The organism is Micromonospora sp. NPDC007230, assembly GCF_042869115.1.
In the GTDB taxonomy this organism is placed as follows: domain Bacteria; phylum Actinomycetota; class Actinomycetes; order Mycobacteriales; family Micromonosporaceae; genus Micromonospora.
Window position 1 is genome coordinate 103,210 of sequence record NZ_JBIAFE010000006.1, and the last position, 13,513, is coordinate 116,722.

Below are 13,513 nucleotides of genomic sequence, written 5' to 3' on the forward strand. Positions count from 1 at the left end.
CACATGGCGGAACACCCCGACAAGGCGTGGCGCCAAGCGGGCGTAGGCTCAGAGGCGTGACGGTGAGCCGGGAGATCGACGACATCCTGCAGCGCGGCGCGGACGGCGGGCGGATCACGCCCGAGGAGGCCCTGCTGCTCTACACCGAGGCGCCCTTCCACCCGCTTGGCGAGGCGGCGGACGCGGTGCGCCGGCGACGCTACCCGGACAACATCGTCACGTATCTGATCGACCGCAACATCAACTACACGAACGTCTGTGTGACGGCGTGCAAGTTCTGTGCCTTCTACCGGGCGCCCAAGCACAAGGAGGGGTGGACCCACCCCACCGAGGAGATCCTGCGCCGCTGCGGCGAGGCGGTCGAGCTGGGCGCCACCCAGGTCATGCTCCAGGGCGGCCACCACCCGGACTACGGCGTGGAGTACTACGAGGAGCTCTTCGCCGCGGTCAAGCGGGCGTATCCGCAGCTCGCCATCCACTCGATCGGCCCGAGCGAGATCCTGCACATGGCCAAGGTCTCCGGGGTGAGCCTGGACGAGGCCATCGCCCGGATCAAGGCGGCCGGGCTGGACTCGATCGCGGGCGCCGGCGCCGAGATGCTGCCGGACCGCCCGCGCCGGGCCATCGCCCCGCTCAAGGAGTCGGGTGCGCGCTGGCTGGAGGTCATGGAGCTGGCGCACCGGCAGGGCCTTGAGTCGACCGCGACCATGATGATGGGCACCGGCGAGACCAACGCCGAGCGGATCGAGCACCTGCGGATGATCCGCGACGTGCAGGACCGCACGGGCGGCTTCCGGGCGTTCATCCCGTGGACCTACCAGCCGGAGAACAACCACCTCAAGGGCCGCACCCAGGCGACCACGATGGAATACCTGCGGCTGATCGCGGTGGCCCGGCTCTTCTTCGAGACGGTGCCGCACCTGCAGGCGTCCTGGCTGACCACCGGCAAGGACGTCGGGCAGCTCGCCCTGCACATGGGGGTGGACGACCTCGGCTCGATCATGCTGGAGGAGAACGTCATCTCCTCGGCCGGTGCCCGGCACCGGTCCAACCTGCACGAGCTGATCGGCATGATCCGCAGCGCCGACCGGATCCCCGCGCAGCGGGACACCCTCTACCAGCGGCTCGCGGTGCACTGGACGCCGGCCGACGACCCGAGCGACGACCGGGTGGTCTCGCACTTCTCCTCGATCGCCCTGCCAGGTGGCGGGGCCGGGAGGTCACTGCCGCTGGTCGACGCCCGCTGACGCGGGTGCCGGGGGCGGGCGCCCATGCCAATGCGCGGCGTCGGGCGGGGGAATCAGTGGCAGCCGCACGCCGCCGAACATCCGACCGCGGATCGACCGGACGGGCCGGACTTCCTGACCAACCGGCGTCCGGCGATGCCTGCTGTTGTCGATAACCCGTATCAATACGGGGCAAATCTGACGTCCTCCCTGCTTCGGCGGCTCCGGGCTCCCGCGTGTGGGATGGCGCGGGTGCTGATCGATCGATAGCCTCCCCGGGTCCATCGCCACATCGCGGTACGGGGGCATCTTGTCAACGAACATGCGGAAGCGGGTCCAACTCAGCATCGGCGCGGCCGTGCTGCTCGCGGGTGGCGCGATGTTCCTGGTCGCCCGTCGGCGCCGGGTGGTCCTGGTGACCCCGGGCGACGAGAAGCCGACCGCCTGACGGTCGTCCTCCATCGGCCCGCGAGGGCCGTTCACATAACGCACGGCAGTGGGGGCGGGATGGTTCACCATCCCGCCCCCACTGTCTTCGCACCATCCCGCCCTCGGCGGGTCCGGGCACCCGTCGGGGGCGGCCCGCGGCCCGGCTGGCAGAGTGGAGGGGTGAGCCGTACCCCGCAGGGCCAGCGCGCCAACCTGGACAAGCAGCCGCACGAGGTCGCCGCGATGTTCGACGGCGTGGCGGCCCGCTACGACCTGACCAACACCGTCCTCTCCTTCGGGCAGGACCGGTTCTGGCGGCGGGCCACCCGCGAGGCACTCGGGCTGAGCGCGGGGGAGCGGGTGCTCGACGTGGGCGCGGGCACCGGCGTCTCGACCGAGGAGCTGTCCCACTCCGGCGCGTACGCGGTGGGCGCCGACCTGTCGCTGGGCATGCTGCACGCCGGCAAGCGCACCCGCCCGGCGGTGCCGCTGCTGGCCGGGGACGCCCTGCGGCTGCCCTTCGCCGACGCCAGCTTCGACGCGGTCACCATCTCCTTCGCGTTGCGCAACGTCAACGACACCGACGCGGCGTTGCGCGAGCTGGCCCGGGTGACCAGGCCGGGCGGCCGGCTGGTGGTCTGCGAGTTCAGCAGGCCGGTCAATCCGGCGTTCCGCACGGTCTACCTGTCGTACCTGATGCGGTCGCTGCCCGCGGTCGCGCGGGCGGTCTCCAGCAACCCCGACGCGTACGTCTACCTCGCCGAGTCCATCCGGGCCTGGCCGGATCAGGCGGCGCTGGCCGCGCGGATCGGCGCGGCGGGGTGGAGCCGGGTGGCCTGGCGCAACCTCACCGGCGGCGTCGTCGCCCTGCACCGCGCAGTCCGGGACTGACGACGGGCCGGCCCGTCGCCAGAGGCAGGGCAAACCACCCTATTTCGTGAATATCCGTTTTTGGTCTACTTGGTTTCGTAGGCTCGGCCCATGACGGGACCCGAGCAGGTGGCCACGGACGATGACGCCGCGGAACTCATCGCTCAGCTCAAGGAGCTGGCCGGCGCGGATCCCGCCGACGTCCGTCAGGTGGTCGCGGAGGTGTTGGCCGCGCTCGACCGGGCGGCCGGCGGCGCGCTGCGCGAGCACCTGCCGGAGGCGATCCGCCTCGACGCCGGCCTCGGGCCGGCCACTTCCGCCCGCCCGTGACGTCGAAATGGACTCCTACCGGCCCGTTTCCGCGAAGTTAGGTACCCCTCACCACCTCTTGGTGTAACCCCGGTCATAGACTCCAACCCGATCGGCTTGTGAACCATTTCACGAGCATGCGGGAGGAGGCGCAGATGACCGCGGTGGAGAACGACGCCGACGTGATCGTCGTGGGCGCCGGTCCCGGAGGATCGGCGACGGCGTACCACCTGGCGCGGCACGGCGTACGCGTGCTGCTGCTGGAGAAGACCGAGTTTCCCCGGGAGAAGGTCTGCGGCGACGGGCTCACCCCCCGGGCCGTGCGGCAGCTGATCCGGATGGGCGTGGACACCTCGCCCGAGGCCGGCTGGCTGCACAACAAGGGCCTGCGGGTGATCGGCGGCGGGGTACGCCTGGAACTGGACTGGCCGGACCTGGCCAGCTTCCCCAACTACGGCCTGGTCCGGACCCGGCTCGACTTCGACGACCTGCTCGCCCAGCGGGCCGTCGCCGCCGGGGCGAAGCTACGGACCAGCGTGAACGTGGCCGGCCCGGTGCTCGACGCCGACGACCGGGTGATCGGCGTGCAGGCCGAGGTGGGCCCGGACAAGGAGCCGGCCACCTTCCACGCCCCGCTGGTGGTCGCCGCGGACGGCGTCTCCGGCCGCTTCCCGCTCGCCCTCGGGCTGACCAAGCGGGAGGACCGGCCGATCGGCGTGGCGGTCCGCCGCTACTACCGCTCGCCCGCCAAGCACGACGACGACTACCTCGAGTCGTGGCTGGAGCTGCGGGCCAAGGGCAGCGACGCGCTGCTGCCCGGCTACGGCTGGATCTTCGGCCTCGGTGACGGCCGGGTCAACGTCGGCCTGGGCGTACTCAACTCCTCCGCCGCGTTCGGCAAGACCAACTACCGGCGGCTGCTCACCGACTGGCTGGCCAACACCCCGGAGGACTGGGGGATGACCGACGAGGCGAACGCCGAGGGGCCGATCCTCGGCGCCGCCCTGCCGATGGGCTTCAACCGGGTGCCGCACTACACCCGCGGGGCGATGCTGGTCGGCGACTCCGGCGGCATGGTCAACCCGTTCAACGGCGAGGGCATCGCGTACGCGATGGAGTCCGGCGAGCTGGCCGCCGAGGTGGCGGTGCAGGCGCTCGCCCGGCCGGCCGGCGCCGAGCGGGAACGGGCGCTGCTGGCGTACCCGCAGGAGCTGAAGACCCGCTTCGGCGGCTACTACCGGCTCGGCGGGATCTTCGTGAAGCTCATCGGCCGGCCGGAGATCATGCGGCTGGCCACCAAGCACGGCATGCCGCACCCGATGCTGATGCGCTTCGTGCTCAAGCTGCTGGCCAACCTGACCGACCCGCGCGGCGGGGACGCGATGGACCGGGTCATCAACGCGATGACGCGGGTGGCGCCGGCCGTCTGACAACGGCGCCGGCGGCCGATGAGGCCGCGGACGCCGACAAAGATCGACCCCCGCCGGCCGAGGTCACGAGGGACGTGAATAGTGTGATTTTTGCCAACCACCGAGGTCAGGGAAGGACGAGCAGGAGACAACGATGACGCTCTCTCCTTACGCACCCATCATCGGGCTGTTCGCCCTCGCCGCGGGGTTCGCGCTGTTCTCCGTGGCCGCCGCCCGATTCGCCGGCCCCCGGCGTCTGAACAAGGCCAAGCTCGAGGCGTACGAGTGCGGTATCGAGCCGAGCCCGCAGCCGGTCGGCGGCGGCCGGTTCCCGATCAAGTTCTACCTGACGGCGATGCTCTTCATCGTCTTCGACATCGAGATCATCTTCCTCTACCCCTGGGCGGTCTCCTTCGACGCCCTGCCGATCTTCGGCTTCGTGGAGATGGTCCTGTTCATCGTCGCGGTCTTCGTCGCCTACGCCTATGTCTGGCGGCGCGGCGGCCTGGACTGGGACTGAGGGAGGTACGGCAGATGGGCATCGAGGAGAAGCTTCCCTCCGGCGTCCTGCTCACCACCGTCGAGAAGCTGGTCAACTGGTCGCGGAAGTCGTCCGTCTGGGGCGCCACGTTCGGCCTGGCCTGCTGCGCCATCGAGATGATGGCGGCCGGTGGCCCGCACTACGACATGGGTCGCTGGGGCATGGAGGTCTTCCGGGCCTCGCCCCGGCAGGCGGACCTGATGATCGTGGCCGGCCGGGTGAGCCAGAAGATGGCCCCGGTCCTGCGCCAGATCTACGACCAGATGGCCGAGCCCCGCTGGGTGCTCTCGATGGGCGTCTGCGCCAGCAGCGGCGGCATGTTCAACAACTACGCCATCGTGCAGGGCGTCGACCACATCGTCCCGGTCGACATGTACCTCCCGGGCTGCCCGCCCCGGCCCGAGATGCTCATCGACGCGATCCTCAAGCTCCGCGAGAAGATCATGTACGAGCCGCTGGGCCCGAACGGCCGCAAGATGCTGGAGGCCCGCAAGGAGCGCGGTGACGTGCCGGTCGTGCCGTACGGCTCGATGCCGTCGTCGTACCGCAACGACAAGGCCCGGCGCGCCGAGTGGACCAGGGCGGTCCGCGAGGGGCGCGAGGAGCAGTTGCGGATCGAGAACTGGATGAAGGCGCAGAACCACCTCCACGCACACGGGGGCCCGAAGTGACCGCACCAAACGACAGCAACAACAACGGCGGCGTGCCGGTACCGGTGCCGCCGGCCGGCGCCACCAGCGGCGCACCGGCCGAGCTCCCGCCGGCCAGCCCCGCCGGCCGCGGCATGTTCGGCATCCACGGCACCGGCGACGTCTCCGGCTTCGGCGGGCTGGTCCGGCAGCGCACGGCGATCGAGGACAGCCCCCGGCCGTACGGCGGCTACTTCGACGAGGTCCGGGACGCGCTGGAGGAGGCGTACCCCGACTTCGGCGACGCCATCGAGAAGGTCGTGGTCGACCGGGGCGAGCTGACCCTGCACGTCCGCCCGGAGCGGATCGCCGAGGTCTGCCAGGTGATGCGCGACGACCTGGCGCTCCGCTTCGAGCTCTGCTCCTCGGTGTCCGGCGTGGACTACCTGGGCGCGGAGGAGCGCCGGCTGCACGTCGTCTACCAGCTCACCTCGATGACCTACCGGCGCCGGGTCCGGCTGGAGGCCGCGGTCTCCGCCGAGGAGCCGCACCTGCCGAGCGTCACCAGCGTCTACCCGACCGCCGACTGGCAGGAGCGGGAGGCGTACGACATGTTCGGCATCGTCTTCGACGGCCACCCCAACCTGACCCGGATCCTCATGCCGGACGACTGGGAGGGGCACCCGCAGCGCAAGGACTACCCCCTCGGCGGCGTGCCCGTCGAGTACAAGGGCGCGGAGATCCCGCCGCCGGACAAGCGGAGGTCGTACCAGTGACGACGTCGAACTACGCGACCGAGCGCGAGACCACCGAGGGCAAGGTCTTCACCGTCACCGGTGGGGACTGGGACACGGTCGTCTCCGGCACCGACCCGATCAACGACGAGCGGATCGTCGTCAACATGGGTCCGCAGCACCCGTCCACGCACGGCGTGCTCCGGCTGATCCTGGAGCTGGAGGGCGAGACGGTCCGCGAGGCCCGCTCGGTCATCGGCTACCTGCACACCGGCATCGAGAAGAACCTCGAATACCGGAACTGGGTCCAGGGCTCGACCTTCGTGACCCGGATGGACTACCTCTCCCCGCTGTTCAACGAGACGGCGTACGCGCTGGCGGTGGAGAAGCTGCTCGGGATCACCGACGACATCACCGAGCGGGCCAACACCATCCGGGTGCTCATGATGGAGCTCAACCGGATCTCCTCGCACCTGGTCTGGCTGGCCACCACGGGCATGGAGCTGGGCGCGATCTCGATCATGCTGTACGGCTTCCGCGAGCGGGAGTACATCCTCGACATCTTCGAGACCATCACCGGCCTGCGCATGAACCACGCGTACGTGCGGCCGGGCGGGGTGGCGCAGGACGTGCCGGACGACGCGATCGTCAAGATCCGCAACTTCCTGAAGATGATGCCGAAGAAGCTCAAGGAGTACGAGGACCTCCTCTCCGGCCAGCCGATCTGGGTCGAGCGCACCAAGCACGTCGCGGTGCTCGACGTGACCGGCTGCCTGGCGCTCGGCGTCACCGGTCCGGTGCTCCGCTCCGCCGGTCTCGCCTGGGACCTGCGCAAGACCATGCCCTACTGCGGCTACGAGACGTACGAGTTCGACGTCCCGACGCACACCGACGGCGACGTCTGGGGCCGCTACCAGGTCCGGCTCGCCGAGATCCGGGAGTCGCTCAAGCTGGTCGAGCAGGCGGTGGACCGGCTGAGCAAGCCCGGCCCGGTGATGGTGGCCGACAAGAAGATCGCCTGGCCGGCGCAGCTGGCCATCGGCGTCGACGGCATGGGCAACTCGCTGGAGCACGTCGCCAAGATCATGGGCCAGTCGATGGAGTCGCTGATCCACCACTTCAAGCTCGTCACCGAGGGTTTCCGGGTCCCGCCGGGCCAGGTGTACGTCGGCATCGAGTCGCCCCGCGGCGAGCTGGGCGTGCACGCGGTCTCCGACGGTGGCACCCGGCCGTACCGGGTGCACTACCGGGAGCCCAGCTTCATCAACCTGCAGGCCCTCCCGGCGATGGCCGAGGGCGGACTGATCGCCGACGTGATCGCCGGTGGCGCCTCGCTGGACCCCGTGATGGGTGGTTGTGACCGATGACTGTGTTTACCGAAGAGACCCGGGTCCGGGCGCGGGAGATCATCGCCCGGTACCCGGCGGACCGGTCCCGCTCGGCCCTGCTGCCGCTGCTGCACCTGGTGCAGTCGGTGGAGGGCTACGTCTCCCCGGCCGGCGTCGAGTTCTGCGCCGAGGTGCTCGGCCTGAACAAGGCCCAGGTCGGTGCGGTGGCCACCTTCTACACCATGTACAAGCGCAAGCCGACCGGCGACTACCTGGTCAGCGTCTGCACCAACACCATGTGCAACGTGCTGGGTGGCCAGGAGGTCTACGACACCCTCGCCGAGCACCTGGGCGTCGGGCACGACGAGACCACCGAGGACGGGAAGATCACCCTGGAGCACGCCGAGTGCCTGGCGGCGTGCGACTACGGCCCGGTGATGACGGTCAACTACGACTTCTTCGACGGGGTCGACCCGCAGGCCGCGCTCGGCGTGGTCGAGGAGCTGCGCGCCGGCGGCCGGCCGATGCCGACCCGGGGCGCCCGGCTCTGCAGCCTCAAGGAGATGTCCGTCCAGCTGGCCGGCTTCGCCGACGAGCGGGAGGGCGCGGTCGCCGACGGCGGGCCGGGTGCGGCGACCCTGCGCGGTCTGCGCCTGGCCGAGCAGCACGGCATCTCGGTGCCGGGCTTCGACCCGAACACCCCGATCCGCAGCAAGGCCGAGGCCGACAAGGCCGCCGAGCAGGCCAAGGCCGCCCAGGCCGCGGGTGCGGCGGCCAACCCGCCGGCCACCGACCGCAAGCCGGCCGGCGACGGGGCCGGGGCGCAGCAGCGCAACCTCAAGGAAGCGGAGGCCAAGAAGTGACGACGCCTCGGCCGGAGACGCTGGCCAAGCTGACGCCGGTGCTCACCAAGCGCTGGCTGTCGCCGGACGCCTGGCGGATCGGCACCTACGAGAAGCTGGACGGCTACGCCGCCCTGCGCAAGGCGGTCAAGGCACACCCGGACGACCTGATCCAGCTGATCAAGGACTCCGGGCTGCGCGGCCGGGGTGGCGCGGGCTTCCCGACCGGTCTCAAGTGGGGGTTCATCCCGCAGGGCGACGGCAAGCCGCACTACCTGGTGGTGAACGCCGACGAGGGCGAGCCGGGCACCTGCAAGGACCTGCCGCTGATGACCCACGACCCGCACTCGCTGGTCGAGGGCGTGATCATCGCCTCGTACGCGATCCGGGCCAACCGCGCCTACATCTACATCCGGGGTGAGGCGGTGCACGCCGCCCGCCGGCTGCGCAACGCCGTGCAGGAGGCGTACGCCAAGGGCTACCTGGGCCGGAACATCCTCGGCAGCGGCTTCGACCTGGAGCTGGTGGTGCACTCCGGCGCCGGGGCGTACATCTGCGGCGAGGAGACCGCGCTGCTGGACTCGCTGGAGGGCTTCCGGGGCCAGCCCCGGCTGCGGCCGCCGTTCCCGGCGACCCACGGCCTCTACGCCAGCCCGACCGTGGTCAACAACGTCGGCACCATCGCCAGCGTTCCCTACATCGTGCTCGGTGGCGCGGACTGGTGGCGGACCATGGGTACGGAGAAGTCGTCCGGCCCGATGATCTACTCGCTCTCCGGCCGGATCGCCAACCCGGGCCAGTACGAGTGCTCGATGGGAATCACCCTGCGCGAGCTGATCGAGCTGGCCGGCGGGATGCAGCCCGGGCACAACCTGAAGTTCTGGACCCCGGGCGGCTCGTCGACGCCGCTGCTCACCGCCGAGCACCTGGACGTGCCGCTGGACTTCGAGGGGGTGGCGGCGGCCGGCTCGATCCTGGGCACCACGGCCACGCAGATCTTCTCGGACCAGGACTGCCCGGTGTACGCGACGTACCGGTGGCTGGAGTTCTATCACCACGAGTCGTGCGGCAAGTGCACCCCGTGCCGCGAGGGCAACTACTGGATGGTCCGGGTCTACCGGCGGATCCTCGCCGGCCAGGGCACCCACGAGGACCTGGACACCCTGCTCGACACCTGCGACAACATCCTCGGCCGCTCGTTCTGCGGTCTGGGTGACGGTGCGACCAGCTCCGTGACCTCGTCGCTGCAGTACTTCAAGCAGGACTACCTCGACTACATCGAGGGACGTACCGCGCCGAAGCTCTCCGACAAGCAGTTGGTGGGAGCCCACTGATGACCGACGTAGCCAAGCAGACCGAGACCGTCACCCTGACCATCGACGGCGTCCAGGTCACCGCGCCCAAGGGGGCGCTGCTGATCCGGGTCGCCGAGCAGATGGGCACCGAGATCCCGCGCTTCTGCGACCACCCGCTGCTGGCCCCGGCCGGCGCCTGTCGGCAGTGCCTGGTGGAGGTCGAGGGCCAGCGCAAGCCGGTCGCCTCCTGCACCCAGACGGTCGCCGACGGCATGGTGGTGCGGACCCAGCTCACCTCGCCGGTCGCCAAGAAGGCGCAGGAGGGGGTGATGGAGCTGCTGCTCCTCAACCACCCCCTGGACTGCCCGATGTGTGACAAGGGCGGCGAGTGCCCGCTGCAGAACCAGGCGATGTCCACCGGCCGGACGGACTCCCGGTTCCACGAGCACAAGCGGGAGTACGAGAAGCCGCTGGAGATCAGCACCCAGGTGCTGCTCGACCGCGAGCGGTGCGTGCTCTGCCAGCGCTGCACCCGGTTCTCCGAGGAGATCGCCGGTGACAAGTTCATCGACCTGATGAACCGGTCGTCCGCCGAGGAGATCAACATCTACCGGGACGACGCGTACGGCGCGGAGTCCGGGGACGAGGCGGGTGACGTCCCGTTCAACTCGTACTTCTCCGGGAACACGGTGCAGATCTGCCCGGTGGGCGCGCTGACCGGCGCGCAGTACCGGTTCCGGGCCCGCCCGTTCGACCTGGTCTCCACCCCGAGCGTCTGCGAGCACTGCTCGGCCGGCTGCGCCCAGCGCACGGACTGGCGGCGCGGCAAGGTGCTGCGCCGGCTGGCCGGCGACGACCCGGCGGTGAACGAGGAGTGGAACTGCGACAAGGGCCGCTGGGGCTTCCAGTACGCCCGGGCGTTCGACCGGCTCACCACCCCGCTGGTCCGCGACGAGCGGACCGGTGAGCTGCGCGAGGCGTCCTGGAGCGAGGCGCTGACCCGGGCCGCAGAGGGCCTGCGGGCCGCCCGGGACGGCGGGCCGGGCACGGCCGTGCTGACCGGCGGCCGGCTGACCGTCGAGGACGCCTACGCGTACGCCAAGTTCGCCCGGGTCGCGCTGCACACCAACGACATCGACTTCCGGGCCCGCCCGGTCTCCCGCGAGGAGGCCGACTTCCTGGCCAGCAGCGTCGCCGGGGTCACCGACGTGACCTACCCGGACGTGGAGAACGCGCCCGCGGTGGTGCTGGTCGGCCTGGAGCCGGAGGAGGAGTGCCCGATCCTCTTCCTGCGGCTGCGCAAGGCGTACCAGCAGAAGAAGCTCACGGTGTACGCGATCGCGCCGTTCGCGACGCGCGGCCTGGAGAAGCTCGGCGCCAAGCTGGCCCGGGTGGTGCCGGGCGAGGAGGCCAGCGTGCTGGCCGAGCACGCCACGGTGGCTGAGGCGCTGAGCCAGCCGGGCGCGATCCTGATCGTCGGCGAGCGGCTGGGCGCGGTGCCCGGCGGGCTCTCCGCCGCGGCGGACGTCGCCCGGCGTACCGGGGCCAAGCTGGCCTGGGTGCCGCGGCGCGCGGGTGACCGCGGCGCGGTCGACGCGGGCTGCCTGCCCAACCTGCTCCCCGGTGGCCGCCTGGTCACCGAGCCGGCCGCCCGCGCCGAGCTGGGCGAGGCGTGGGACATCGCGGCCGGGGTGATCCCCAGCCAGGCCGGCCGGGACACCGACGGCATCCTCGTCGCGGCGGCCAACGGCCAGCTCGGCGCCCTCGTGGTGGCCGGGGTGGACCCGGCCGACGTGGCCGACCCGCGCCTGGCCGAGCAGGCCCTGGACGCGGTGCCGTTCCTGGTCAGCCTGGAACTGCGGATGAGCGCGGTGGCCCGCCGGGCGGACGTGGTCTTCCCGGTCGCCCCGGTGGTCGAGAAGGCCGGCAGCTTCCTGGACTGGGAGGGCCGGCTGCGCACCTTCGAGAAGGTGCTGGACACCGCGGCGATGAGCGACGGGCGGGTGCTCGACGCGCTGGCCGCGCAGCTCGACGTCCGGCTCGGCACCGGCGACGTGACGAGCGTCCGCCGCGAGCTGGCCGCGCTACCGCCGACCCGGGTGGATGCCCCGGCCGCCCCCAGCGTCGAGCCGGGCGCCGTCCAACAGCCTGGGCCGGGCGAGGCCGTGCTGGCCACCTGGCACCAGCTGATCGACCTGGGCAGCCTCACCGACGGTGACGAGCACCTCGCCGGCACCGCCCGCCCGCCGGTGGTCCGGCTGGGCAAGGGCATTGCCGAGGCGCTCGGCGTCGCCGACGGCGACCCGGTGACCGTGGGCACCGACCGCGGCGCGGTCACCCTGCCGGCGGCGATCACCGAGATGCCGGACGGCGTCGTCTGGCTGCCGACCAACTCACCCGGCTCGACCGTCCGGCGCAGCCTCGGCGCTACGTCCGGCGACGTCGTGCAGGTCTCCGCCGCGTCGGTCGATGCTCCGGCCGTTCCGGCTGGGCGCGTCGCCGCGGACGCCGATGGCCGCCCGGGTCCGCTCCTCAACACCGGGAGTGTCCAGTGAACCTCTACCTCGCCGCGCAGGACCCGACGCTGGCCGACTTCGGCAAGGACCCGTGGTGGCTGGTCCTTATCAAGATCGTCTTCGCGTTCGTCTTCGGCCTGCTGGCCACGCTGCTCGGCGTCTGGTTCGAGCGTCGGGTCGTCGGCTACATGCAGGTGCGGCCCGGACCCAACCAGGTCGGCCCGTTCGGTCTGCTGCAGACCCTCGCCGACGGCCTGAAGATGGCCTTCAAGGAGGACATCCTCCCGCGGGCCGCCGACAAGGTCGTCTACTTCTTCGCCCCGACCATCTCGGTGATCTGCGCGGTCACCGCGCTGTCGGTGGTGCCGTTCGGCCCGAAGGTGAGCATCTTCGGCCACTGGACGCCGCTGCAGGTGACCGACGTGTCGGTGGCGGTGCTGGTGCTGCTGGCCTGCTCCTCGATGGGCATCTACGGCATCGTGCTCGGCGGCTGGGCCTCCGGGTCGACGTACCCGCTGCTCGGTGGTCTCCGGTCCAGCGCCCAGATGATCTCGTACGAGGTCGCGATGGGGCTGAGCATCGTGGCGGTGTTCATGACCGCCGGCACGATGTCCACCAGCGGGATCGTCGCCGCCCAGGCGCACGGCACGCAGCTGAACATCCTCGGCGTCGACGTCCCGGCCCCGGGCTGGTACGCGATCCTGCTGCTGCCGAGCTTCATCATCTTCTTCATCGCCACCGTCGGGGAGACCAACCGGGCGCCGTTCGACCTGCCCGAGGCGGAGTCGGAGCTGGTCGCGGGCTTCATGACCGAGTACAGCTCGCTGAAGTTCGCGCTCTTCATGCTCTCCGAGTACGTCTCGATGGTCACCATGTCCGCGGTCACCACCACGCTCTTCCTCGGCGGGTGGCGGGCCCCGGCCCCGATCACCACCTTCTGGGCCGGCGCCAACTCGGGCTGGTGGCCGATGCTCTGGTTCTTCGGCAAGGTGCTGATCCTGGTCTTCGTCTTCGTCTGGCTGCGGGGCACGCTGCCCCGGCTGCGGTACGACCAGTTCATGCGCTTCGGCTGGAAGGTCCTGCTCCCGATCAACCTGATCTGGATCCTGGTCCTGGCCGGGCTCCGCTCGATCGAGGACTGGCAGACCAAGGACCGGCTCGTCGCCACCGGCATCGGCGCCGGCGTTCTGCTGCTGGCCACGCTCTTCTGGCCGAGCCGGAAGAAGGAGCCGAAGCCGTCGCTCCAGGAGCAGGTGAACAGCCGGCCGCACGGCAGCTTCCCGCTGCCGCCGATGGATCTTCAGGTACCACCGAGCCCGCGCACCAGGCGCGTGGTCGCCGAGCGGGAGCCGGCCAACGTCGGCTCGGACTCCAGGGAGGTGTGA

13 protein-coding genes are annotated in these 13,513 nt (G+C 70.9%); all 13 read left to right on the forward strand.

Annotated elements, in window-relative coordinates; all coding sequences use genetic code 11:
* Positions 1 to 56: 56 nt before the first annotated feature.
* A complete protein-coding gene (gene mqnC / locus ACFYML_RS10925; protein ID WP_387420409.1) occupies positions 57 to 1,247 on the forward strand; it encodes a cyclic dehypoxanthinyl futalosine synthase in 1,191 nt (396 codons plus the stop codon).
* Positions 1,248 to 1,548: 301 nt separating this feature from the next.
* Entirely contained in the window at positions 1,549 to 1,674 is a 126-nt protein-coding gene (locus ACFYML_RS10930) for a hypothetical protein (protein WP_387420576.1), read from the forward strand.
* Between the two features lie 161 nt (positions 1,675 to 1,835).
* Positions 1,836 to 2,546 (forward strand): demethylmenaquinone methyltransferase, encoded by a 711-nt coding sequence (locus tag ACFYML_RS10935; protein WP_357434727.1) that lies wholly within the window; start codon positions 1,836 to 1,838, stop codon positions 2,544 to 2,546.
* Between the two features lie 90 nt (positions 2,547 to 2,636).
* A complete protein-coding gene (locus ACFYML_RS10940; protein WP_073834102.1) occupies positions 2,637 to 2,855 on the forward strand; it encodes a hypothetical protein in 219 nt (72 codons plus the stop codon).
* Positions 2,856 to 2,989: 134 nt separating this feature from the next.
* A complete protein-coding gene (locus ACFYML_RS10945; RefSeq protein WP_387420410.1) occupies positions 2,990 to 4,264 on the forward strand; it encodes a geranylgeranyl reductase family protein in 1,275 nt (424 codons plus the stop codon).
* 133 nt (positions 4,265 to 4,397) lie between these two features.
* On the forward strand, positions 4,398 to 4,763 hold the full coding sequence (locus ACFYML_RS10950) for an NADH-quinone oxidoreductase subunit A (RefSeq protein WP_073834101.1): 366 nt from the start codon (positions 4,398 to 4,400) through the stop codon (positions 4,761 to 4,763).
* Positions 4,764 to 4,777: 14 nt separating this feature from the next.
* Positions 4,778 to 5,455 (forward strand): NADH-quinone oxidoreductase subunit B family protein, encoded by a 678-nt coding sequence (locus ACFYML_RS10955; RefSeq protein ID WP_073834100.1) that lies wholly within the window; start codon positions 4,778 to 4,780, stop codon positions 5,453 to 5,455.
* Positions 5,452 to 6,189 (forward strand): NADH-quinone oxidoreductase subunit C, encoded by a 738-nt coding sequence (locus ACFYML_RS10960; protein ID WP_387420411.1) that lies wholly within the window; start codon positions 5,452 to 5,454, stop codon positions 6,187 to 6,189. Before ACFYML_RS10955 ends, ACFYML_RS10960 begins: the two co-directional genes overlap by 4 nt.
* Entirely contained in the window at positions 6,186 to 7,514 is a 1,329-nt protein-coding gene (locus tag ACFYML_RS10965) for an NADH-quinone oxidoreductase subunit D (protein ID WP_387420412.1), read from the forward strand. The genes ACFYML_RS10960 and ACFYML_RS10965 overlap by 4 nt, the downstream gene beginning before the upstream one ends.
* Positions 7,511 to 8,338, forward strand: coding sequence for an NADH-quinone oxidoreductase subunit NuoE (gene nuoE / locus ACFYML_RS10970; RefSeq protein WP_387420413.1), 828 nt, complete (start codon positions 7,511 to 7,513; stop codon positions 8,336 to 8,338). Before ACFYML_RS10965 ends, nuoE begins: the two co-directional genes overlap by 4 nt.
* Positions 8,335 to 9,651, forward strand: a complete 1,317-nt coding sequence (gene nuoF, locus ACFYML_RS10975) for an NADH-quinone oxidoreductase subunit NuoF (protein WP_387420414.1) — start codon at positions 8,335 to 8,337, stop codon at positions 9,649 to 9,651. Before nuoE ends, nuoF begins: the two co-directional genes overlap by 4 nt.
* Positions 9,651 to 12,167, forward strand: coding sequence for an NADH-quinone oxidoreductase subunit G (locus tag ACFYML_RS10980; RefSeq protein WP_387420415.1), 2,517 nt, complete (start codon positions 9,651 to 9,653; stop codon positions 12,165 to 12,167). The genes nuoF and ACFYML_RS10980 overlap by 1 nt, the downstream gene beginning before the upstream one ends.
* Entirely contained in the window at positions 12,164 to 13,513 is a 1,350-nt protein-coding gene (gene nuoH / locus ACFYML_RS10985; protein WP_387420416.1) for an NADH-quinone oxidoreductase subunit NuoH, read from the forward strand. The genes ACFYML_RS10980 and nuoH overlap by 4 nt, the downstream gene beginning before the upstream one ends.